A 22701-nucleotide genomic window follows, 5' to 3' on the forward strand; every position below is an offset into this window, starting at 1 on the left:
CAATCCGATGACGCTCACTTGCCCCGCGTGGTGCAGGGCAATCCGTCCGGCCCGGCGCTCTCGCGGCAGAAACGTTCCTCGGCCAGGGTCAGCTTGGGCGTGTGCAGGAATTTGCGACCCTTGGCGTCGCGCTGGATGTCGAAGGCGTCGTATAGCTGGTCGTCGGCCGAGTAGGCGCGCACCCGCAGGCGGTTCTGCTCGACTTCGATGGTCTGGTACAGCTGGGTATCCTCGGCAATGCGATCGGGCTGGGTGAGGGCACGGTCGTTGAGGCCATACATCTTCGAGCCGGTGACCGACACCATGTACACCGGCCCGATGGCGCGCTTGCCGCGTTGCGCGGCCTGGGTGGCGGCGCGGCCCTCGGCATGGGTGAGGCGGCTATAGCAATGGTCGTGACCCTGCAACACCAGGTCGACCTTGTAGCGTTCGAGCAGTGGTTGCCACGCGGCTTTCAGCACCTCGGTATCGTCCGGGCGGGCGCAGGTGTAGACCGGCTGGTGCATGACCACGATGTTCCAGCGTGCCTTGCTGCTGCGCAGGGTGACTTCCAGCCACCGGGTTTGCGCCTGCAGGGTGCCGAGGTCAAGGGCGGAGGTGCCGTCGAGCACCGCGAAGCGCACGTTCTGGTAGTCGCTGAAGTAACTGGTGGCCTGGGTGCCGGCCGCGCCGTTGCGTGGCAGGGCGAACTGGGCGGGCACATGGGGGCTGAGGGTCCGGCTTTCGCTGCCGTCCGGATTGAGCGTGTCGAGGTACTCGTGGTTGCCGAACGCCGGCAACTGAGGGATGGCTGCGTACGACCAGCCGCCGGCCTGGTTCCATTCGCCCCATTCGTCGTCGTGGGCCAGGTCGTCGCGCGACGCCACCAGGTCGCCGGCATGCACCACCAGGGCCGGATGCGCGACGCTGCGCAGGGCCTGGCGGATGGTGCGCGAGGCGATGGCGAGGATGTCGTTCTGGGTGTCGCCGAGGTAGACGAAGGTGAAGGGGGCGAAAGTGGCTTTGGCGGTGCGGAACTGGTGCCATTCGCTCCAGCCGGCACTGCCTTTTACCCGGTACACGTAGGCCGTGTCTGGAAGCAGATGGTCCAGGCGAACTTGATGGTAGTTGGCGGGGCCGTTGTCGCTGTCCAGACGCTGGGTACTGCCACCTACCTGCCCGGCCTTGGCGGCCAGCGAGGGGCCGGCGAGGGCAGGCCCCAGCTCCACTACGGCGTCGGCCTGGGCCAGGTCGGTGCGGTAGCTGACAGCCATCTGCGTGGCGGCGTCCTGCCCGGGGGTCAGCACAATGCGATCGGCCAGCCCTTTGGCGGCGTATGGGAGGCCCGCAGAACGCGGCAACGGTTGCGTTTCGGGCGGCGCGGCTGCCAGGGGTAGGGCGGCGCAGAGTAGGGTAGCGAACAGCAGGGGGCGATGCATGGGGTTTCCTCGATAGGCCCGTAAGGCGTGTTGGGGCGCAAAGGAAACAAAGCCAGATGACGGTTCAGTGACGCGGTAGGGGGTCGATTTGGCTCAGGTGACTGTCAGAAAAAACGCGATTTTATCGGGCGATACAGCCCCCTGTAGGAGCGGGTTTACCCGCGAAGAACACACCGCGGTGGATGGCACCGGCGGGGCCGGTGTTCGCGGGTAAACCCGCTCCTACACAGGTCATATCAGCTCAACTTCACCACGAAACACCCTGAAATCGAGCGTTTCAGCGCCTTCGAGCCAGAACCTGTCACGTAACTGCCACACACAATTTCTAGCTTTCGCAGCCATTCCCGGGATCACACCGGGCCACTGCAAGCGAGGATTTCAAGGTGGCAATGCCGTTTCGTCACATCCGCAATGCCGGATTCAGGGTCAGCCTGCTGACCGTCGCCATCACTGCCGCCCCCGCCTGGGGCCAGGAAGAGACGGTGGAGCGGGTCGAGGTGATCGGTCAGGCCGCCAGCATCGACAAGGCGCTGCAGGAGCAGAAGCGTTCCGACAATATCGAGAGCGTGGTGCATGCCGACGGCGTTGGCCAATTGCCCGATGACAACGCCGCCGAAGCCCTGCAGCGAATTCCAGGTGTGTCGGTGGAGCGCGACCAGGGCGAGGGGCGTTTCGTCAGCGTGCGTGGCATCGCCCCGGACCTCAATAGCGTGACCATCAACGGCACCCTGGTGCCGGCCCCCGAAGGCGATCGCCGCGCCGTCGCCCTCGATGTGCTGCCGGCCGAGCTGGTGCAGTCGCTGTCGGTGGTCAAGAGCCTGACCCCGGACATGGACGCCAACTCCCTGGGCGGCACCATCGAGGTCGAAAGCCTGTCGGCCTTCGACCATGACGGGCTGTTCTACACCCTCAGCGGCGAAGCCAGCCACGACACCAACGTCGATCGCAACAGCCCGAAGTTTTCCGGTGCGGTCAGCGACCGCTTCAGCCTGGGTGATGGCATCGATAACTTCGGTGTGGCCGCAGCGTTCAGCTGGCAGAAGCGCAAGTTCGGCTCGGACAACGTCGAAACCGGTGGCAACTGGGACTTCGGCGACGGCGCCCGGCTCGAGGAAGTCGAGGCACGCGACTACGAAATCACCCGCGAGCGCACCGGTCTGGGGCTCAACTTCGATTACCAGCCCGACGATTTCTCCAACTATTACCTGCGCACCCTCTACAGCAGGTTCAAGGACACCGAAACGCGTAACGCCATGGGCCTGGAGTTCGCCGACCCCCAGGCCTCCGGCGCGCGGGGCGAGGCCGAAGGCTGGCGCGATATCAAGTCGCGTGAGGACACCCAGGAGATCCAGTCCTACGTGCTGGGTGGCGAACGCATCATCGACCAGTGGACCGTCAGCGCCCAGGCCGGCTACAGCCAGGCCACCGAGCACGACCCAGGCGGTATCGCCGGCGCCAAGTTCGTCGGCGACTTCGACGACGTCGGTTTCGACGGCACGCGCAAGCCAACGCTCAGCGTGGGCAGCGACTTCTACGACCCGACGCGTTTCACCCTCGACGAAGTGGAGTGGGAGAAGGTCGATGGCAAGGACCAGGAAAAGAACATCCGCCTGGACCTGGCCCGCGACTACGAGTGGCAAGGCAATGCCTCGCAAGTGAAGTTCGGCGGCAAGGTCAGCCGCCGCGACAAGACCAGCGACACCGAGACCTGGGTCTTTGATGACTTCGATGACATCAGCCTGGTCGACTACCAGAGCGGCAGTGTCGACTATGCCCTGGGGCATTACGGCAACGGCATCAGTGCCAGCGCGATCAAGGGCTTGATCGGCGGCCTCGACAAGGCAGCGTTCTACGACGAGGAAGCATCGCGCATTAACGACTTCGACATGAGCGAGGACATCAACGCCGCCTACCTGATGAACACCCTGGACATCGGCGACTGGCGCCTGATCGCCGGCCTGCGCTACGAGGGCACCGAGTTCTCGGCCAACGGGACCGGCCTGCGCGATGGCGTGTACGAGGGCATCAGCAGCAACAACCGCTACGACCACTGGCTGCCAGGCCTGCACGCACGCTATCAGCTGACGCCGGCAACGGCGGTCCGTGCAGCCTGGACCAATACCGTGGTGCGCCCGACCTTCGGCCAGCTGGCGCCGGGCTTCGTCATCGACGACACCGATGCCTCGTTCGGCAACCCCGAGCTCAAGCCGCTGGAGTCGATGAACCTGGATCTGGGGATCGAGCACTACATGGGCCGTGCCGGCGTGGCCTCGGCGTTCCTGTTCTACAAGGACATCGACCACTTCATCTACAGCACCGACCTGGCCGGCAGCGGCCAATGGGTCGACTTCGACGAGGCGCTGACCTACGAGAACGGCGATGGCGCCAAGCTGTACGGCCTGGAGCTTGCCTACTCGCAGACGTTCGACTGGCTGCCGGCGCCCTGGAACGGCGTGCTGGTGGGCGCCAACCTGACCTTGAGCAAGTCCGACGCAACCCTGAAGGGGCCGGGCGGCAAGCGCGACATCGACCTGCCCAACCAGTCCGACACCGTCGGCAACTTCATGGTCGGCTGGGAAAACGACCGCTTCAACATGCGCCTGGCCGCCAACTACAAGTCCGGCTACCTGCTGGAGGTCGGCGCCATCGACGACAAGGCGCATGACCAGTACGTCGATGATTCGCTGCACGTCGACTTCAAGGCCGGGTACTTCATCACCCCCGAACTGCAGGTGACCTTCGAGGCGCAGAACATCACCGACGAGTCCTACTACGTCTACACCGGCAGCCACCGCTACAACGCCCAGTACGAAGAGTACGGCCCGACCTACAAGCTCGGCCTGACCCTTACTCACTTCTGATCCATCGTCTTCAGGGATAGAGCCTGACCATGCGTATGTTTACCTTGTCCATGCTGGGGCTGTGCGTCGCCCTGGCGCAAAGTAGCGCCCAGGCGGCGCCGAGCCTCACCTTGCAAGCGGGGGTGACCGATAGTCCATCCTCCCAGTGGCTGGCGCCACTGCCTTTCATCGAGCATGCCGAACGCGTGCAACTGGCGGCCAAGGCGTTGCAGTTGGTCGATCACCAGGGCCGTGTGCTGAGCGAGCTGGCCGGTCGTTTCGAGGCCCTCGACCATCGAAGCGACGACAGCGGATTGCTGGTCGCCACGCTCGACAAGCGCCGCCAGCAGGCGCTGCTGGCCCGGCTCGACGCAGGCGGCCAGTGGCGTGCGCCGCTGTACCTGCCGAAAACCCGCTACGCCGTCGAGGGCCTGTGCCTGTACCGCGACAGCGCCCGTAACGATTTCCTGTTCCTGGTCGGCGAGGCGGGCATCGGCGAGCAGTGGCTGGTGGCCCAGGCAGGCCATCCATTGCCCGAGGCACGTCAGGTAAGGGCCCTGAGCCTGCCGCCGCAAAGCGCGTTCTGCCAGGTCGACGACAGCACCCACAGCCTGTACGTGAACGAAGAAAACGTCGGCCTGTGGCGCTACGAGGCGGGTTCCGAGGCACCCTTGGTACGTGAACCTGTGGACCTGCGCGCACCCTTCGGCAGCCTGGCCAAGGCCGCAGCCGGCATGGCCGTGGTACCGGGTGGGTTGTTGGCGCTGGACCCTGGCGCCGGCACTCTGCACCTTTACCAACGCAGCGACGCCCGGTGGCAGCGCGCGGGCAAGTTGGCGTTGCCAGGGCTGGACGAGCCGGAGCAGGTCAGTGCCCGCGTGGCCGAGAAGGGCGTGGATCTGCTGCTGGTCGATGATCAGGGCACCCATCGAGCGCGACTGGGCTGGTTGCCCAGCGTTCCGCCCACGCCTGAGTCCCCGGTTCAACTGAGTGCGCGCGTGCAGACCGATGGCGTGCCGAGCCTGGGGGATGCCGCCGATGACCCGGCCATCTGGGTGCACCCGAGCGAACCTGGGCGCAGCCGCGTGCTGGGCACGGACAAGAAGGGCGGTTTGCTCGCCTATGACCTGCAAGGCAAGCAGTTGCAAGACCTGCGTGTCGGCCGTCTGAACAACGTCGATGTGCGCAGCGGCTTTCAGTTGGGCGAGCGCAAGGTCGACCTGGCGGTCGCCAGCAACCGCGACCACAACACCCTGCACCTGTTCGCTATCGATCCGGCCAATGGCGAACTCAGCGACATCGGCCAGGTGCAGACGCCGCTCAAGGAAATCTACGGTCTTTGTCTGTTCAAGGAAGCCAAGGGCGCGATCCATGCGATCGCCAACGACAAGGATGGGCGCTTCGTGCAGTACCGCCTTGACGGCCATGGCGGCAAGGCCGCTGGCGAATTGGTACGCAGCTTCAGCACCCGCACCCAGTCCGAAGGCTGTGTCGCCGACGACCGCAATCAACGCCTGTTCGTGGCCGAGGAAGACATGGCTGTGTGGACCCTGGACGCCCGCGCCGAGGGTCCGGCGCAACTGCAACAGGTGATCGCCGTAGGCGGGCCGGTCAAGGACGACATCGAAGGCCTGGCGCTCTACCACGGCGCCAAGCGCGATTATCTGGTGATTTCCAGCCAGGGCAACGACCGCTACGTGGTGGTCGAGGCCCAGGCGCCGTATCGCCTGCGCGGCAGCTTCCAGGTCGGCCTGGATGCGGCGCGAGGCATCGACGGCGCCTCGGAAACCGATGGCCTGGAGGTGACCTCGGCCAACCTCGGCGGGCCATGGGCCCAGGGAATGCTGGTGGTGCAGGACGGGCGCAAGCGCATGCCCGAGGGCAACCAGAACTACAAGTACGTGCCTTGGGCCGATATCGCCAGGGCGCTGAAGCTCGACTGACCTGAACCTGCATGACAGCGCCGTCACAGAAAAAACGGCGCTGTCATGCAGACGCAACCTCGCTGCCATTGACTATGCAATCGATGGCAGCACCGACCAGAAGGATACCAATCGATGCAAACCCCAACCCCGCTCGAACACTCCACCGTCTGGGGCCTGATCAGCGATGCCGGCCTGGTGGTCCAGGCCGTGATGCTGTGCCTGGTATTGGCCTCGTTGATCAGCTGGTACCTCATCGTGCAGCGCGGCACCGCGTTGCGCCGTGCCGACGCCCACAGCCGGACGTTCCTGCGCCAGTTCCGAGGCACCGAAGTCGGACAGCTCTACCAGGCGATCAAGAGCCAACCAGCGCCATCTCACGCCGGGCTGCAACAGCTGTTCATCGCCGGTTACCAAAGCTTCCAGCAACTGCAGCCAGGCCAGCAGCCGGACAGCGTGCTCGAAGGCGTCGAGCGCAGCCTGTTGGTGGCGATAGCCGAGCAGGAAGAGCGCCTGGAAAAGGGTTTGTCGTTTCTTGCCACGGTCGGCTCGGTGAGCCCCTACATCGGCCTGTTCGGAACGGTCTGGGGGATCATGAACGCGTTCCTTGGCCTGTCCCAGGTGCAGCAGGCGACCCTGTCCACCGTCGCCCCCGGCATCGCCGAGGCATTGATCGCCACTGCCATCGGCCTGTTCGCGGCGATCCCGGCGGTGATGGCCTACAACCGACTCTCGGCGCGTAGCCAGGCGTTGCTGACTCGCTACTACGCGTTCGGCAACGAGTTGCAGGGCCGCCTGCAACGTCGCCTGCAAGGCACCAATCCGGCACTGGCCGCGGCGGCCTGAGGAGAACGCAGATGCTGGTCAAACCCGTCCGCAAGCATGGCCTGAAGGCTGAAATGAACGTGGTGCCGTACATCGACGTGATGCTGGTGCTGCTGGTTATCTTCATGGTGACTGCGCCGATGCTGGTGCAGGGCGTGCAGATCGAACTGCCCAAGGTGGCGGCCGAGGCGCTGCCGACGCCGAACCAGCAGCGTATCGTCACGCTGTCGGTGAAGGCCGACGGCAGCTACTACTGGAACCTCGGCAGCGAAGTCGATACCACCGCGCAAACCGACAGCGCCGTGGACACCGCGCAGATGCGCGAGAGGATCGCCGCTATCGTCGCCGAAGACCCACAGACCCAGGTGTACCTGCGCGCCGACCAGAACACCGACTATGCCGCGGTGGTCGCCGGTATCGCCGAGTTGCAGCGCGGCGGCGTGAGCCGCCTGGGCCTGATCACCGAGGCGCCTTGACCATGACCAGCCTGACCTTCGCCCAACCGCCGTTGCAACTGCGCTGGCCTGCCTGGCGCGAGCACGGCGCCGCGCTCGGCACGGCGGTGGCCCTGCATGCCGGGCTTGCCTACCTGTTGTTCAACCTGTCGCAGGCGCCGGTGCTGCCGCCAGCGCCGGCTGCGGTAATCCAGACACAGCTGGTGGAGTTGCCCAAGCCATCCCCGGCGCCTGCTTCCGAGCCGGTGGCAGCCGCGCCGCCAGTGGTGGCCGAGCCTGCGCCGGTGGTCAAACCTGAGCCCGCTAGGCCTGCCCCTGCACCGGTAATCGACGAGGCGGCGCTGGCCCGCAAGCGTGTGCAGCAGGCGCGACGAGAGCAGCAGCGTGTCGAGCAAGTACGCCAGGAGGCCGAACGCCGTGAGCGACTGGCCAGGGAGCAAGCGCTGCAGGCCAAGGCCGAGCAAGCGCGGCTGGATCAGGAGCGCCAGGCCCAGGCAGATCGCCAAGCGGCCGCAGCCCGTGCTCGCGCCGAGGCCGACGCGGCCAGCCGACAGTACCTGCCAATCGCCAAGGAGGCGCCGGACTACCCGCAACGAGCGTTGGATCGACGGCTCGAAGGGGAGTGCACCGTGGCCTACACGGTCGACGCCCAGGGCCGGGTCAACGACCCACAGGTGGTCGGCAACTGCCATCCGCTGTTCATCAAGCCTTCGCTGGCGGCGGCCAAGCGCTTCCGCTACCAGCCTCGAGTGGTGAACGGCCAGGCAGTGGCGGTGGCCAATGTGAGGAACACCTTCACCTACCGGATCCAGTAAGCCGCCTCATGGCACCTGCCAGCTCAGCGCGAACAGGGTTTCGCCCGGCAGCTCGAAGGCGACCTGGCCGGCGTTGCACACCGGCTGCATCGTGCGGCTGCGGCTGTCCGGGCCGAACAGGCTCAGGGCCGGGCAGGCTCCAGCCGCGCCGCTGAGGCTCACATGCTGCAGGCGCGTGCCTTTGTTCACACCCAGGATGCTGCGCTGGTGCTGGCGGGCCATGGCCAGGGCGTCGACCTCGAAGGCGTTGTTGTCCATGCGCTGCACCTGATCCAGCCAATGCGCCTGCATGAATTGCTGGGCCAGGCCCACGGGCTTTAGCTCGAAGCGATTGGGCGCCGGCATGCGGATCATGCCCTTGAGGTGGTGGGGATCGTCGGCGGCCTGGAACCAGTTGAGCATGTCCAGCAGCCCGTCCTGTGCCGAGTTGATCGCCACCGAAGCCCACCACAGCGAGGCAAAATGAGTCTCCTGATCGTAGGGGCTGACGCTGCCACCGCTGGAAATGTTGGTCTGGTCCAGCAACAACGCCTTGCGCGGCCGGCCGTTGGCATCCAGGCCGACCACCTCGGCGGCGCGCCTTACGCTATCGCGGTACACGCGGGTGGCCAACAGGTCGCGGATCATCCACTCGTGCCAGGCCAGGGCGTCGATCTGCGGGCCGGACTCCTGGAGCATCCGTTTCGCCCAGTCGATGCCACGGCGCTGGGCGCCGTGCGGGGTGAACGGGCCGTTGACGAAACGCGAGCTGGCCGGCATGGCGATGCGCACACCCGCCTCGCGGGCGCCGGGGTAGGCCCGCACGCGCCGGTCCATGGCATCGAAAAAGGCTTTGTAGGTGGCGTAGTCGGGGTAGTTGTAGTTCGGCTCGTCAGCGAACGACAGGTAATGGATACCCTTGCCGCCCAGGGCCACGGTGCCGGCGAGCCAGGCATCCAGGCCCTTGAAACTCTGGTCGTCGATGGCCAGGTCGGCCTTGCGCCCGCTGGCGGCGAGCAGGGTGATGTTCTGGTCGATCTTGCCGCGCTCCTGGTAGAAGCGCCGGAACGCATCCTCGTAGTGGGGGCGAGCGGCAAGGATGTCGACTGAACTGTAGAAGCCTGCTGCCTTGGGTTGCAAGGCATCCAGGGCGGCGTAGCTTTCCGGTGGGGGCAGCACGTAGGGTAGGGCGACGCCCAGATGTGGCGTGGGCCCGAGCTGCTCGCCATGCAGGGTCAATTCGGTGCGGCCATCTTCCTGCCGCAGCGCTTGCAGGTGCTCCGGTCGCTGGGCGAACAGGTTGGCGCTGCCATCGAGCCAGAAGGCCGCCTTGCCGCTGCCCTGCAGGCGCAGGCGCCAGGTCTGGTCCTGGTCGGACACCGGCAGTTCGAGGCGATCGAAGCGTGGGTAGTCGGGGTAGGGCGTGAGTTTCAGTTTGAGTCGTTTGGCGTCGCCCAGGCGTTGCGCCTGCAAGGCGCGCACACCACCGAAGTACTTGCCGCCGAGCACTGCATGCTCGCCGGCGCGCACCTTGAAGTACAGCTCGACATCACGGCTGACCTCTGCGCTGAAATGCACCTTGGCCGGCTCGAACAGTGCCACGGTGCTGTCGTCGTGCTCGAAGCGGTAGCGCCGGAAGCTATAACCCGGTACCTCGACGCGATAACTGCTGCGGCTGGCCGGCAGCGGCCAGTTCTGCAGACCGTGGCCCTCGCTTGCGGGGATGAACCGCTCGGCGCGCAACTGGCCCTGGCCGTCGAGCAGGTAGAGGTGCTCTTCGTTGGCACTGGTCTGCCACGCCGGCACCCAGGTCACATGCAGGGTATCGGCGCGGCCGGGTTGCAGATACAGGCTGCCATCGCGCACATCGCCCCAGCGCATGGGGCCGCCTGGGCAAGACTGGCGAAAGCGAACAGCGTCAGGGCAAGGATGGGTTTCATGGGCTTTCGCTCGCGCACGGACAGTAAAGTGTTAATGGGCTGAAACAGCGCTAAAGATTAGTTGTTTATTTGCTGGGCGCGCGGCGTTATTTGTTTCAACTTGCTGCATTGATGTTGCACTTCGCCAGTTTCACGGCGCCAATAAATAATGGCTTTAAAGTTAGCGGGGGCGCTTGCTCTTTGCGTCTGCGCTGCTAGTGTCATCGCGGTGTTTGAGTTTTATAAATCCCCGCCGTCGCCATTTTTATGGCGAACGAATATTTGACGATGGAAGGTTATTTGAATCGAGGGATCGACAATGCACGCAGGCCTTAGATTCCAAGCCCTGGACAGCTTTCGTGGATTGTTCGCCATTGCCGTTGTTTTCTATCATTTGCGGGTCAGCGAAAGTATTACCGAGTGGGCGTTCTTTCGTAATGCCGAAGTCTTCGTGGCCTTCTTCTTCGTGCTCAGTGGCTTCGTATTGACGCATGCTTACGCCGCGCGCGCCGCCTTTCAGTTTCGCACCTTCTTTATCGCCCGGACCTTCCGCCTGCTACCGTTGCACCTGTTCATGCTCGGTGTCTTCATCCTGCTCGAGTGCGGCCGCTATGTGGCCTATGAACAGGGCATGGTATTCAACAACGTGCCGTTCACCGAGCGTTTCGCGCCGTCGCAGATCCTGCCCAATGCTGTGCTGCTGCAATCCTGGACGCACTTGAGCAACCCGTTGTCGTTCAATTACCCGTCCTGGAGCATCAGCATCGAGTACTACACCTACATGCTGTTCGCCCTGATCCTGGTCGGCGCGGCCAGGCTGCGGCAGTGGATCTGGGCGACCCTGGCCGTAGTGGCCCTGGCGCTGATCTACAGCGGCAACACGTTCTTCACCATCGAAGCCCTGCGGGGCCTGGCGTACTTCTTCACGGGTTGCCTGGCCTACGCCGTGCATCGTTACCTGACCCACGCATGGCAGCCGGGATACTGGGCGCTGACCGCGTTGGAGGCGATTTCGGTGCTGGCGGTACTGCTGTTCGTGGTCAACGACTTCGACGCCAAGGCGATGGTCGCCAGCCCGCTGTTTGGCAGCGTCATCCTGGTGTTCGCCCATGATGGCGGCGCCTTGTCGCGGTTGTTGTGCGGGCGTGGCTTCAGTCTGCTGGGCAAGTTGTCGTACTCGATCTACCTGACCCATGCGGCCATCCTGTTCTGCGTCGTGTCGGCGTTCATGGTGGCGGCCAAGGTACTGGGCATGGACATCACGCCGGTGCTCGATGGCACCCGTTTCCTCGATACCGGCGATGTGCTGGGTAACAACCTGGTCGCCCTGTCGGTCGTGGCCAGTGTGGTGGTGGTTTCGATGTTCACCTACCGCTATGTGGAATTGACCGGGCAAGCCGCCGGCCAGGCGCTGATCGGGACGCGCCCGAATGAACCGGCCCTGAACCAGCGCTAGCCCATAACCTACCCATTCCAAGCAGGGTTGCCATCATGAATCCGCCTGTCGACAAACTGGACAGCATCCAGATGCTGCGCGCCATCGCGGCGCTCGCCGTGGTGTTCTTCCACATCCCGCTGTTTCGCAATGGCGATTGGGGCGTGGACATCTTCTTCGTGATCAGTGGCTTCATCATGGCCATGGTCACCGCGGGCTCCAGCCGCCACTTCTTCGGCAAACGGCTGATCCGCGTGGTACCGCTGTACTGGCTGGGGACCCTTGGGGTGTTCGCCGTGGCGCTGCTGCTACCGAGCTTGCTGGACAACACCACGGCCGATGCCGCAGGCCTGGTCAAGTCGCTGCTGTTCATTCCGTACCAGAAGGGCGGCTACGTACAGCCGTTGCTGTACCTGGGCTGGACGCTGAACTACGAAATGTTCTTCTATGCCGTGTTCGCGTTGTCCATGGCGATCAGCCAGCGGCACCGACTGGTGATCTGCTCGTGCCTGCTGATGGGGTTGGTAGTGCTAGGCCAGGTCGTGACGTTCGAGGCCTTGCTGGCGCGCTTCTACACCCAGGAGATCCTGGCCGAGTTCGTCCTCGGCATGGGCTGCTACGCGTTATACGCACGCACTTCGGCCTGGCGTCAGCATGGCATGGCGCGCAGCGCTCGGGGGGCGTTGCTGCTGGTCGGGCTGGTGGCCCTGGTATACATGCCATTGGCCGGCACGCTGGCAGCCTTGATGGGGCGCACGCTGGGTTGGGGCGTGCCGGCGGCACTGATCCTGCTGACCTGCGTGCAAGGGCTGGCGGGCATTCGCCTACCAGCGCTGGTGGTGCTGCTCGGTGATGCCAGCTATTCGCTGTATCTGTTTCATCCCTATGTGCTGAAGGTCTTCAACAAGGTCTTCCACGTGTTCGACAGCCGCGGGCTGCTGGCCTACGTGATGACGCCGGTGAGCATCGCCTTGTGCTGCGCGGTGGCTATCGGCGTCTATCGGTTGGTCGAGGTGCCCCTGACCCGCTGGTTGCGGGCCAGGTTCATCGAGCGGTCGCGGGTCACGCCTCAGCCGGCGCCCACCACCATCGACGTGAACGGCGCGACGTAGGCCTGCAGGGTGACCAGGGCACCCACCAGGATCGCCAGGATCACCGAGTGGAAGAACACGTAGCGTAAGATCTCGCCTTCATGGCCATACCAGCGGGTGGCGGTGGAGGCGACGACGATGGACTGCGCATCGACCATCTTGCCCATCACGCCACCGGAGCTGTTGGCTGCGGCCATCAGTATCGGGCTCAGCCCAAGCTGTTCGGCAGTGACCCGTTGCAGGCCACCGAACAACACGTTGGATGCCGTGTCCGAGCCCGTCAGTGCCACGCCCAGCCAGCCAAGCAATGTGCCGAACATCGGGTAGAAGATGCCGGTGGCGGCGAACGCCAGCCCCATGGTCGCATCCAGCCCCGAGTAGCGGGTCAGGAAGCCTAGCGCGAGCATGGCGACGATGGTGATCAGCGAGTAGCGCACCACCCACAACGTGCGCAGGTACTGCTGAGCCAGCGCCAACGGCGAATACCCCATCAGCAACCCACCAAGGATCGCCGCGAGGAAGATGCCGCTACCGGTGGCGGTCAGCCAGGTGAACTTGTACTGGGCGTCTTCCTTCTTCGGCGTAGCCACCACGGGTGGGACTTTTTCTATCTGCTGGTGGATCGCATCGAAGGTGAACACCGGGGCGAACACCGGGTTGGCCTCACGCATCGGCTTGCCTTGCGGGTCGAGCATCGCCACGCCGGTCGCGGGGTCGAGTACCGCACGGGTATCGAACAGATTCTTGAAGCTGGCCGTGCCCCAGGCGAAGACGAATACCGTCAGGATGATCCACGGCATCCAGGCCTTGAGCACGCTGCGCTGGTCGCTGGCGGTGAAGGTCGTGGCGCCTGAGGGGCTGTCGTCGGCCTCTACCTTGGAGTTGTCGACACGCCCGGTCAACGCCGCCGAGGTGTGCACGTTGGCCGGCTTCCATACCCGCAGGAAGCCCGTCAGGCAGGCCATTGAAATCAGCGCCGCGATGACGTCGACCAGCATTGGCCCGTGGAAGTTGGACACCAGGAACTGCGGTACCGCAAAGCTGACGCCGGCGACCAGGATCGCTGGCCACACTTCGAGCATCTTGCGCCATCCGGCGAAGGCCCAGATCAGCCAGAACGGCACGATCACCGAGAAGAACGGCAACTGCCTGCCGACCATCGCCGACAGCGCCATCTCGTCCAGGCCAGTGACCTTGGCCAGGGTGATGATCGGCGTGCCCAGCGCGCCGAAGGCCACGGGCGCGGTATTGGCGATCAGCGCCAGCCCAGAGGCGGCCAGGGGCGAGAAGCCAAGGCCGATCAGGATCGCCCCGGTCACCGCCACCGGCGTGCCGAACCCCGCCGCGCCCTCGAAGAAGGCACCGAAGCAGAAGGCGATCAGCAGCAGTTGCAGGCGGCGGTCGTCGGTAATGCGCGCCAGGGAGTCTTGCAGCACCTTGAACGAGCCGTTCTCGGTGGTGAGGCGGTGCAGGAAAATGATGTTGAGGACGATCCAGCCGATCGGCAGCAAGCCGTTGGCCGCACCGTACAGTGCCGCCGAACCTGCCATGTTGGCAGGCATGTCGAAGGCCAGGATCGAGATCAACAACGCCGAGCCCAGGGCGAGCAACGCGGCGATATGGGCTTTGATGTGGAAGAAGGCCAACGCCGCGAGCATGACCACCACCGGGACGGCGGCCATGAGCGTAGAGAGCCAGGGACTTGCGAAGGGATCGTAGATTTGCTGCCAGACCATTTGCCACCTCGGTTGTTGTTATTTGAGGTATCGCGATTTTTGGGCAGACGGCATGAAGGGATGCCAGGGGGGAGTATAGAAAGGATTTCTGTTTGGGTTCTCAGGAGGGAGTGGGTGGGCATTGGGGGTTGGCGGGAGGGAGGTGGTGGCGCGTAAATCGAGCGCCGCCCGCGCGGCGCATCGCGAAGTGTGCGCTGGAGAGGTGTGGTGCCGCATATATCGAGCGCCGCCCGCGCGGCGCATCGCGACGCAAGGCCGCTCCCACATTTGTTGCAACGTGCCACTGTCTGTCAGGCCATGGTTGTTCGCCTTTGGGGGCACCACGGAATATCGGGGTGCGCCCTGCGCCAACACAGATATCGCACCGGGCCCGCCAGGCTGACCACCATGGCCTACCAGACAAAATTGGCCCGAAACAAATGTGGGAGCGGCCTTGCGTCGCGATGCGCCGCGCGGGCGGCGCTCGATTTATGCGGCGCTACCAATCCACAGACGAGCCCCTTACAAGGCCCGGGCCAGGAATGCCGCCGTCCGGCTCCGCTCACAACGCGCCACGTCCCCTGGCGTGCCACTGACCACCACAGTGCCCCCGGCATCCCCGGCCCCCGGGCCAATGTCGATGACCCAATCGCTCTGCGCCACCACGCGCATGTCGTGTTCGACCACGACCACGCTATGTCCGTTGTCGACCAGGCGGTTGAGCTGCAGCAACAGGCGGTCGATGTCCTGCGGGTGCAGGCCGTTGGTGGGTTCATCCAGCACGTACAACGTCGCCCCGCGAGCGGTGCGTTGCAGCTCGGTGGCCAGTTTTATGCGCTGCGCTTCGCCGCCGGACAGTTCGGTCGCCGGCTGGCCCAGGCGCAAATAGCCCAGGCCGATGTCCTGCAGCACTTGCAGGCAACGCCGCGCTGGCGGTTGCTCGGCAAACACCGCGAGCGCCTGCTCCACGGTCAGTTGCAACACCTGGGCGATGTTCATGCCTTGCCAGGTCACTGCCAGGGTCTCGGGGTTGTAGCGGGCGCCGTGGCAGGTCGGGCAGGGCGCATAGACACTGGGCATGAACAGCAGCTCGACGCTGACGAAGCCCTCGCCCTCGCAGTTTTCGCAGCGGCCCTTGGCCACATTGAAGGAAAAGCGCCCGGCGTCGAAGCCACTGGCCTTGGCCTGCTCGGTAGCCGCGAACAATTTGCGCACGTGGTCGAACAGGCCGGTGTAGGTGGCCAGGTTGGAGCGCGGGGTTCGGCCAATGGGTTTCTGGTCGACCTGGACCAGGCGCTTGATGCCGGACAGGCCCGCCGTGATCCGGCCGCTACCGACCTGCTCTGGCTCGTCCTCGAGGCTCTGCTCGTCGGGCTCGGCCCGTTGTCCGGTGTGGCCCAGGTGGGCGCCGACCAGCTCCAGCAGGGTCTGGCTGACCAGGCTCGACTTGCCCGAGCCGGAAATACCCGTGACCGAGGTGAAGCAGCCCAGCGGAAAGCGCGCACTCAAGTCGTTCAGGTTGTTGCGGGTGATGCCTTCGAGGTGCAGCCAGTCGTCGGCTTGCCGGGGGCTCCGGGTGCTGGCTACCGGTTCGGCGAACAGGTAGGCGCGGGTGCGTGACGCCTCGACCCTGGCCAGGCCATCAGGCGCGCCGCTGTAGAGTATCTGCCCGCCGTGCTCGCCGGCTGCAGGGCCGACATCCACCAGCCAGTCGGCACGGCGCATGGTGTCCAGGTCGTGCTCTACCACGTAGACCGAGTTGCCGGCCTGCTTGAGCCGCTGCAAGGCATCGAATAGCGCTTCGCTGTCGGCCGGGTGCAGGCCGGCCGACGGCTCGTCGAGCACGTAGATCACGCCGAACAGCTGGGAATTGAGCTGGGTGGCCAGGCGCAGGCGTTGCAGTTCACCCGACGACAGCGTTGGCGTGCTGCGCTCCAGGGCCAGATAGCCCAGGCCGAGGTCGATCAGGGTGTCGATGCGTTCGAGCAACTCGACAGCGATGCGCTGGGCGGCCAGGCGCTTTTCCAGGGTGAGGGTGTCGTCGTGCTGCTCCAGGTAGCCGGGCGCCGCCACTGCGCGGAACACCTCGGCCAGGGCCTGCAACGGCAGGCGCGACAGTTCGCCGATGTCGCGGCCGGCGAAGGTCACCGCCAGTGCCTCGCGCTTGAGCCGTTTGCCCTGGCACAGCGGGCACGGGCTGGGGCGCATGAACTGGGACACGCGCTTGCGCATCTGCGCGCTCTGCGAATGCATGAAAGTGTGCAGCACGTAGCGCCGGGCGCCGCTGAAAGTGCCCTGGTAGCTGGGCTCGAGCTTGCGCTTGAGTGCGGCGCGGGTCTGCGCCGGGGTCAGGCCGGCATAGACCGGCACGGTCGGGGTTTCTTCGGTATAGAGGATCCAATCGCGCTGCTCCTGGGGCAGGTCGCGCCAGGGCGTGTCGACGTCGTAGCCCAGGGTGACCAGGATGTCGCGCAGGTTCTGCCCCTGCCAGGCCATGGGCCAGGCGGCCACGGCGCGCTCGCGGATGGTCAGCGACGGGTCGGGCACCATGGTCGTCTCGGTCACTTCGTAGACCCGGCCCAGACCATGGCATTCGGGGCAGGCGCCCTGGGGGGTATTGGCCGAAAAGTCCTCGGCGTACAGCATCGGCTGGCCTGCCGGGTAGCTGCCGGCGCGGGAGTAGAGCATGCGGATGGAGCTGGAAAGCGTGGTCACGCTGCCCACCGACGAGCGCGCGCTGGGCGTGCCGCGCTGCTGTTGCAGGGCCACGGCGGGCGGCAGGCCTTCGATGGCGTCGACGTCCGGTACGCCGACCTGGTCGATCAGGCGCCGAGCATAAGGCGCCACCGATTCGAAGTAACGGCGCTGGGCTTCGGCGTAGAGGGTGGAGAAGGCCAGCGAAGACTTGCCCGAGCCCGACACGCCGGTGAACACCACCAGCGCTTCGCGGGGGATGTCGACGTCGATGTTCTTCAGGTTGTGTTCGCGGGCGCCACGCACGCGAATGAATCCGGAGGAAGCGGTGGAGCGTGGCGGCATGGGGCAGTCCTTGGCGGTGGTGGGATCGGGCCCAAGTTAGCAGGATTCGTGGTGTCTGTGCGGGCCTCTTCGCGGGCAAGCCCGCTCCCACAGGTTCTCCACCGTTTTCCGGTACGGCGCCGCGAACTGAAGCAGCGCTTGTTCCACGGTACGGAACCACATCCGATTGTGCTGCCTGTCCACTCGCGCTTATCTGTGTCCAAGCACGACCTGCCTTGACCGTCGTGATCTCAAGCGAACAACAAGAACGGGACCCACCCGCGCGAGGAGATTCCCCATGTTGCGACATCAGCACATCCTGGCCTGGCTGAACGATGTGGCCAGCGACCTGCACGCCATCCGCCACGATATCCACGCCCACCCCGAACTCGGCTTCGAGGAAAGCCGCACCTCGGCCCTGGTCGCTCGCCTGCTCGAGGAGTGGGGCTATGAAGTCCATACCGGTATCGGCAAGACCGGCGTGGTCGGCGTGCTGCGCAATGGCAGCAGCACGCGCAAACTGGGGCTGCGTGCCGACATGGACGCGCTGCCCATCCATGAAGCCACCGGCGCCGCCTACAGCAGCCAGCACCACGGCTGCATGCACGCCTGCGGCCATGACGGCCACACCACCATGCTGCTCGGCGCGGCGCGTTACCTGGCCGCCACCCGGCAGTTCGACGGCACCCTGACGTTGATCTTCCAACCGGCCGAGGAGGGCCAGGGCGGCGCCGAGGCGATGCTTGCCGATGGGCTGCTGGAGCGCTTCCCCTGCGATGCGCTGTTCGGCATGCACAACATGCCGGGGCTGCCTGCGGGCCATCTTGGCTTTCGTGAAGGGCCGATGATGGCGTCCCAGGACCTGCTCACCGTGACCCTCGACGGCGTCGGTGGCCATGGTTCGATGCCGCACCTGACGGTCGATCCGCTGGTGGCCGCGGCCAGTGTGGTCATGGCGTTGCAAACCGTGGTGGCGCGCAACATCGATGCCCAGGAAGCGGCGGTGGTGACCGTTGGCGCCTTGCAGGCAGGGGAGGCGGCCAACGTCATCCCACAGCAGGCGCTGCTGCGCCTGAGCTTGCGGGCACTGGACGCCCAGGTCCGGGCGCAGACCCTGGAACGGGTACGGGCGATCATCACGGCCCAGGCCGAGAGCTTCGGCTGCACCGCCAGTATCGAGCATCGCCCAGCCTATCCGGTGCTGGTCAACCACGCCGCAGAAAACGCCTTCGCCCACAAGGTCGGCCTGGCGTTGCTTGGGCCGGACGCAGTGGATGGCAACACCCGCAAGCTGATGGGCAGCGAGGACTTCGCCTGGATGCTCCAGCGTTGCCCGGGCGCCTATCTGTTCATCGGCAATGGCGTGCAGCGGCCGATGGTGCACAACCCCGCCTACGACTTCAACGACGACATCCTGCTCACCGGCGCCGCTTATTGGGGCGCGTTGACCGAGAGCTGGCTCGAGCCGGCCTGATTCCCTGCATTGACGACTGCCGCTGGAAACCTGGGCGCAATCGCGCCTGGGCGATCACTTGAACGTTTCTGGCCAACAGATGGATGGAGTGTTCCGCATGCAGATTTCCAATACAGGCGCGTCGCGTACCCGGCAAGTGGTCGCGGCGGTCATCGGTAACGCGCTGGAGTGGTATGACTTCATCGTGTACGGCTTCCTGGCGAGCATCATCGCCCGCCAGTTCTTTCCTTCGGACGACGCCTACGCCTCGCTGCTGATGGCCCTGGCCACGTTCGGCGTTGGCTTCTTCATGCGCCCGGTGGGCGGGGTGCTGCTGGGCATGTACTCAGATCGCAAGGGACGCAAGGCGGCGATGCAGTTGATCATCCGCTTGATGACGCTGTCGATCGCCATGATCGCCTTCGCGCCCAGCTACCTGGCGATCGGCATGGGGGCGCCCCTGCTGATCGTGGTGGCGCGCATGCTCCAAGGCTTCGCCACCGGCGGTGAATATGCCAGCGCCACGGCCTTTCTGGTGGAAAGCGCCCCGGCGCACCGCAAGGGCCTGTATGGCTCGTGGCAGCTGGTGGGCCAGTGCCTGGCAGTGTTCAGCGGCGCGGCGATGGTCGCACTGGTGACCCATTTGTGCAGCCCGGAGGCGCTGGCCAGCTGGGGTTGGCGCGTGCCGTTCGTGCTCGGCCTGCTGATCGGCCCGGTGGGGCTGTGGATCCGCAAGTACATGGAAGAGCCCGAGGAATTCCTCGAAGCGCGCCAGCAGGCCAAGGGCAAGGCGCCGGGGTTGCTGCAGGTGCTGCGCGAGCATCGGCGCAGCCTGTTGGTGTCGATGGGGCTGGCCTGCGGGGCGACGGTGTCGTTCTACGTGGTGCTGGTGAACATGCCGACCTTCGCCCACAACAACCTAGGCCTGCCGCTGGACCAGGTGCTGCTGGTGCAGATGCTCGCCGTCGGGCTGATGACCGTGATCATTCCCCTGGCTGGTGCACTGTCCGACCGACTTGGCCGGCGGCCCGTGCTGATGGCGTTCACCCTGGCGTTCTTCGTCATGGTCTACCCGCTCTATGTGTGGGTGGCCTCGGCGCCGTCGATCGAGCGCCTGCTGGTGATGCAACTGCTGCTGTGCACCGCCATCGGCGGATTCTTCGGCCCGGCGCCGACCGCCCTGGCCGAGCAGTTTCCGGTGGAGGTGCGCTCGACCGGCGTATCGGTGGCCTATAACGTGGCAGTGATGGTCTTCGGCGGCTTCGCCCCGCTGATCGTCACTTGGCTGAGCAAGGTCCTCGAAACCCCCGTCGCACCGTCGTTCTACGTATTGTTCGCTTGCCTGCTGACGCTGCTCGGCACCTACTGCCTGAAAGAAGCACCGCGTGCGGGCAAGGCCGTTGCCTTCAACCTTGGAGTGAAACCGTGAAAGCGTTAGCCATCGACCCCATCGTCGCCCTCGATGCCGAGGCCCTGTCCCTGGCAATCCATGCCCGGCAGGTTTCGTGCCGGGAGGTGATGCAGGCCTACCTGGGTCACATCGAGCGCTACAACCCGCAGGTCAATGCACTGGTGTCGCTGCGTGACGGCGAGGCGCTGCTGGCCGAGGCCGACGCCTGCGACCGGGAGTTGGCGGCCGGGCGTTCGCGGGGCTGGATGCATGGCATGCCCCAGGCCATCAAGGATCTGGCTGCCACCGCAGGGCTGCGCACCACGCTCGGATCTCCGCTGTTCGCCGAACACGTGCCGACGGTGGATGCGATCAGCGTGGCGCGGGTTCGGGCCAGTGGCGCGATCATCGTCGGCAAGAGCAACGTGCCGGAGTTCGGCCTGGGCTCGCAGAGCTACAACACGCTGTTCGGCACCACCACCAACGCCTACGATGCCAGCCGAGTGGCCGGAGGCAGCAGTGGCGGCGCGGCGGCAGCCCTGGCCATGCGCCTGCTACCGGTGGCCGATGGCAGCGACATGATGGGATCGCTGCGCAACCCGGCGGCGTTCAACAACGTCTTCGGCCTGCGCCCCTCGCAGGGGCGCGTGCCGTATGGCCCGACAGCGGAACTGTTCGTCCAGCAGTTGGCCACTGAAGGGCCGATGGGGCGCAGCGTCCAGGACGTGGCGCGGCTGTTGACGGTGCAAGCGGGTTTCGACGCACGCGCGCCACTGTCGCAAGGCCACGGGCCGAGGGATTTCGCCGCTGATCTGGCGCGCGACTTCAAAGGGGTGCGAATCGGCTGGCTGGGCGACTACGACGGCTACCTGCCGATGGACGAGGGGGTGATGGGCCTGTGCGAAGCCGCCCTGGCGGACTTTGCCGAGCTTGGCTGCAGCGTCGAGGCTTGCCAGCCCGGTTACGACCTGGCCCGCTTGTGGCAATGCTGGCTCACCCATCGCCACTTCCTGGTGCACGGCAACCTGGCTGCGGCCTATGCCGATCCCGGTAAGCGGGCGCTGCTCAAGCCGCAGGCGCAGTGGGAAGTGGAAGGCGGTTTGCACTTGAGTGCGGCAGACCTCTATCAGGCTTCGCTGGACCGCAGCGCGTGGTACCAGTCGCTGAGTCGGCTGTTCGAACGTTACGATTTCCTGCTGTTGCCGTCGGCCCAGGTGTTCCCTTTCGACGCAGCCGAGCCATGGCCGAAGGCGGTCGGTGGCCAGGCGATGGACACCTATCACCGCTGGATGGAAGTGGTCATTGGTCCGACCCTCGCCGGTTTGCCGAGCATGAGCGTGCCGGTCGGTTTCAACGCCGAGGGGCTGCCGATGGGGCTGCAGATCATTGGCCCGGCGCAGGCCGACCATGCTGTGCTGCAGTTGGCCCATGCCCATGAACAACTCACCCGCTGGGTCGAGCGTTGTCCGCCAGCGAGCCTGCAATCGCGTTGATTGCCCTGGCCAGGCCCGTATCTTGCTGGGCATGATGACCATCCACGCATGCCAGGGAGGTCAACATATGGGCACTACCAGCAGGGTAACGGCTGGCAGTAGGGTAACGGCTGGGCAAAGCGGCGGTGTTCGTTCGGTGGAGCGGGCGCTGGCTATCGTCGAGCTACTCGGCGAGCATCAGGCGCTGGGGTTGGAGGAACTGCATTACCTCACGACCCTGCCCAAGGCGACGGTGTCGCGCATGCTCGCTACCTTGCAGGAGCAGGGCTGGGTCTACCGCGGCTTGAGCGACCGGCGCTACCGCTTGTGCGCAAGGCGCCTGTTCGGCGATAGCCAGCAGCGCTTCAAGCGTCAGTTCGTCGAGCGTGCGGCGCCATGGCTGCTGGAGCTTAGCGAGCACACTGGGTTGGTGGTCGACTTGTCGTGCTTCGACGGCGAGCGGCTCGAGGTGATGGAAAGTTCGATTCCCCAAGTGCTGCGCAAGCGCTACCCGAGCAACTGCCAGATCGTCGGGCATCATGCCAGCCTGTTCCATTCGGCCATGGGTCGTGCCTGCCTGAAGGAGTTGGCCGTGGACGAGGTACAGCGCCTCGCCGTGCAGGAGCGCCAGGCCGGCGAATCGATACTGCGTGACATCGAGGAGGACGGCCACAAGGGCTTCGGGCAGCGCACCGAGGGGCACTGGGAATATCCGGTGCGCTTGCCGTTCCTTATCCGCGCGATTGCCTTGCCGGTGCGGGTGCAAGGGCGGTTGGCCGGGAGCATCGCCTTGCACTGGCCGCTGGACCAGGCGCCCGTAGAGCGGGTATTGGGCCTGCACCTGGGTAGCTTGGAGGCGACGGTGGGGCAGGTGCAGCATGCCCTGGTCAGCTAGGGTGCCTGTACCGGCCCTTTCGCGGCGGTTCGGCGCTCCGGCAAGCCCGCGAAGGTCCG

Annotated in this window: 15 protein-coding genes; 11 read left to right on the forward strand and 4 right to left on the reverse strand. The window is 65.4% G+C overall.

Translation table 11 applies throughout. The features are described from left to right. Window positions 1–14: 14 nt before the first annotated feature. Window positions 15–1418: a purple acid phosphatase family protein gene (locus E6B08_RS13710; protein WP_136914511.1), complete on the reverse strand. Its 1404-nt coding sequence runs from the start codon at window positions 1416–1418 to the stop codon at window positions 15–17. 389 nt (window positions 1419–1807) lie between these two features. Here E6B08_RS13710 and E6B08_RS13715 point away from each other — a divergent pair, with 389 nt between their 5' ends. The 5 genes from E6B08_RS13715 (at window position 1808) to E6B08_RS13735 (ending at window position 8275) form a co-directional block, all read left to right on the forward strand. Continuing rightward, window positions 1808–4279 (forward strand): TonB-dependent receptor, encoded by a 2472-nt coding sequence (locus tag E6B08_RS13715; RefSeq protein ID WP_136914512.1) that lies wholly within the window; start codon window positions 1808–1810, stop codon window positions 4277–4279. A gap of 29 nt (window positions 4280–4308) precedes the next feature. Further along, a complete protein-coding gene (locus E6B08_RS13720) occupies window positions 4309–6201 on the forward strand; it encodes a phytase (RefSeq protein WP_416194383.1) in 1893 nt (630 codons plus the stop codon). Window positions 6202–6315: 114 nt separating this feature from the next. Next, on the forward strand, window positions 6316–7026 hold the full coding sequence (gene tolQ / locus E6B08_RS13725; protein ID WP_136914513.1) for a protein TolQ: 711 nt from the start codon (window positions 6316–6318) through the stop codon (window positions 7024–7026). 11 nt (window positions 7027–7037) lie between these two features. Continuing rightward, window positions 7038–7481: a protein TolR gene (gene tolR, locus E6B08_RS13730; protein ID WP_136914514.1), complete on the forward strand. Its 444-nt coding sequence runs from the start codon at window positions 7038–7040 to the stop codon at window positions 7479–7481. A 2-nt stretch (window positions 7482–7483) separates the two neighbouring features. Then, window positions 7484–8275 carry an energy transducer TonB gene (locus tag E6B08_RS13735; RefSeq protein WP_136914515.1) on the forward strand — a complete coding sequence of 264 codons (792 nt, stop codon included), beginning with the start codon at window positions 7484–7486 and terminating at the stop codon, window positions 8273–8275. Window positions 8276–8281: 6 nt separating this feature from the next. Here the strand turns inward: E6B08_RS13735 and E6B08_RS13740 are convergent, their stop codons facing one another. Then, window positions 8282–10135 carry a hypothetical protein gene (locus tag E6B08_RS13740; RefSeq protein WP_136914516.1) on the reverse strand — a complete coding sequence of 618 codons (1854 nt, stop codon included), beginning with the start codon at window positions 10133–10135 and terminating at the stop codon, window positions 8282–8284. Between the two features lie 357 nt (window positions 10136–10492). Between E6B08_RS13740 and E6B08_RS13745 the strand changes: the two genes are divergently transcribed. Further along, window positions 10493–11629, forward strand: a complete 1137-nt coding sequence (locus E6B08_RS13745; RefSeq protein WP_136914517.1) for an acyltransferase family protein — start codon at window positions 10493–10495, stop codon at window positions 11627–11629. Between the two features lie 35 nt (window positions 11630–11664). Then, window positions 11665–12720 (forward strand): acyltransferase family protein, encoded by a 1056-nt coding sequence (locus tag E6B08_RS13750; protein ID WP_136914518.1) that lies wholly within the window; start codon window positions 11665–11667, stop codon window positions 12718–12720. Here E6B08_RS13750 and E6B08_RS13755 read toward each other — a convergent pair. Continuing rightward, window positions 12678–14435, reverse strand: coding sequence for an L-lactate permease (locus E6B08_RS13755; RefSeq protein WP_136914519.1), 1758 nt, complete (start codon window positions 14433–14435; stop codon window positions 12678–12680). The genes E6B08_RS13750 and E6B08_RS13755 overlap by 43 nt on opposite strands. A gap of 501 nt (window positions 14436–14936) precedes the next feature. Beyond that, a complete protein-coding gene (uvrA, locus tag E6B08_RS13760; protein WP_136914520.1) occupies window positions 14937–17453 on the reverse strand; it encodes an excinuclease ABC subunit UvrA in 2517 nt (838 codons plus the stop codon). Window positions 17454–17730: 277 nt separating this feature from the next. On the opposite strand from uvrA, the gene E6B08_RS13765 reads away from it, so the two are divergent. From E6B08_RS13765 to E6B08_RS13780, 4 genes are all read left to right on the forward strand, one after another. Beyond that, window positions 17731–18906 carry a M20 aminoacylase family protein gene (locus E6B08_RS13765; protein WP_136914521.1) on the forward strand — a complete coding sequence of 392 codons (1176 nt, stop codon included), beginning with the start codon at window positions 17731–17733 and terminating at the stop codon, window positions 18904–18906. A gap of 97 nt (window positions 18907–19003) precedes the next feature. Continuing rightward, complete coding sequence (locus E6B08_RS13770; RefSeq protein WP_136914522.1) at window positions 19004–20314, forward strand: citrate-proton symporter; 1311 nt, start codon at window positions 19004–19006, stop codon at window positions 20312–20314. Then, on the forward strand, window positions 20311–21768 hold the full coding sequence (locus E6B08_RS13775; RefSeq protein WP_136914523.1) for an amidase: 1458 nt from the start codon (window positions 20311–20313) through the stop codon (window positions 21766–21768). Before E6B08_RS13770 ends, E6B08_RS13775 begins: the two co-directional genes overlap by 4 nt. A 67-nt stretch (window positions 21769–21835) precedes the next feature. Next, window positions 21836–22642 (forward strand): IclR family transcriptional regulator, encoded by an 807-nt coding sequence (locus tag E6B08_RS13780; protein ID WP_136914524.1) that lies wholly within the window; start codon window positions 21836–21838, stop codon window positions 22640–22642. The last annotated feature ends 59 nt before the right edge of the window (window positions 22643–22701 follow it).

Source organism: Pseudomonas putida, from assembly GCF_005080685.1.
In the GTDB taxonomy this organism is placed as follows: Bacteria; Pseudomonadota; Gammaproteobacteria; order Pseudomonadales; family Pseudomonadaceae; genus Aquipseudomonas; species Aquipseudomonas putida_V.

What these genes read in the sequence shown, in the direction of transcription:
- E6B08_RS13715 (WP_136914512.1), top strand. Translation starts at nt 1,808, where the DNA reads ATGCCGTTTCGTCACATCCGCAATGCCGGATTCAGGGTCAGCCTGCTG.
- tolQ (WP_136914513.1), top strand. Translation starts at nt 6,316, where the DNA reads ATGCAAACCCCAACCCCGCTCGAACACTCCACCGTCTGGGGCCTGATC.
- E6B08_RS13765 (WP_136914521.1), top strand. Translation starts at nt 17,731, where the DNA reads ATGTTGCGACATCAGCACATCCTGGCCTGGCTGAACGATGTGGCCAGC.
- E6B08_RS13740 (WP_136914516.1), bottom strand. Translation starts at nt 10,135, where the DNA reads ATGCGCTGGGGCGATGTGCGCGATGGCAGCCTGTATCTGCAACCCGGC.
- E6B08_RS13745 (WP_136914517.1), top strand. Translation starts at nt 10,493, where the DNA reads ATGCACGCAGGCCTTAGATTCCAAGCCCTGGACAGCTTTCGTGGATTG.
- E6B08_RS13720 (WP_416194383.1), top strand. Translation starts at nt 4,309, where the DNA reads ATGCGTATGTTTACCTTGTCCATGCTGGGGCTGTGCGTCGCCCTGGCG.
- tolR (WP_136914514.1), top strand. Translation starts at nt 7,038, where the DNA reads ATGCTGGTCAAACCCGTCCGCAAGCATGGCCTGAAGGCTGAAATGAAC.
- E6B08_RS13755 (WP_136914519.1), bottom strand. Translation starts at nt 14,435, where the DNA reads ATGGTCTGGCAGCAAATCTACGATCCCTTCGCAAGTCCCTGGCTCTCT.
- E6B08_RS13710 (WP_136914511.1), bottom strand. Translation starts at nt 1,418, where the DNA reads ATGCATCGCCCCCTGCTGTTCGCTACCCTACTCTGCGCCGCCCTACCC.
- E6B08_RS13750 (WP_136914518.1), top strand. Translation starts at nt 11,665, where the DNA reads ATGAATCCGCCTGTCGACAAACTGGACAGCATCCAGATGCTGCGCGCC.
- E6B08_RS13780 (WP_136914524.1), top strand. Translation starts at nt 21,836, where the DNA reads ATGGGCACTACCAGCAGGGTAACGGCTGGCAGTAGGGTAACGGCTGGG.
- uvrA (WP_136914520.1), bottom strand. Translation starts at nt 17,453, where the DNA reads ATGCCGCCACGCTCCACCGCTTCCTCCGGATTCATTCGCGTGCGTGGC.
- E6B08_RS13770 (WP_136914522.1), top strand. Translation starts at nt 19,004, where the DNA reads ATGCAGATTTCCAATACAGGCGCGTCGCGTACCCGGCAAGTGGTCGCG.
- E6B08_RS13735 (WP_136914515.1), top strand. Translation starts at nt 7,484, where the DNA reads ATGACCAGCCTGACCTTCGCCCAACCGCCGTTGCAACTGCGCTGGCCT.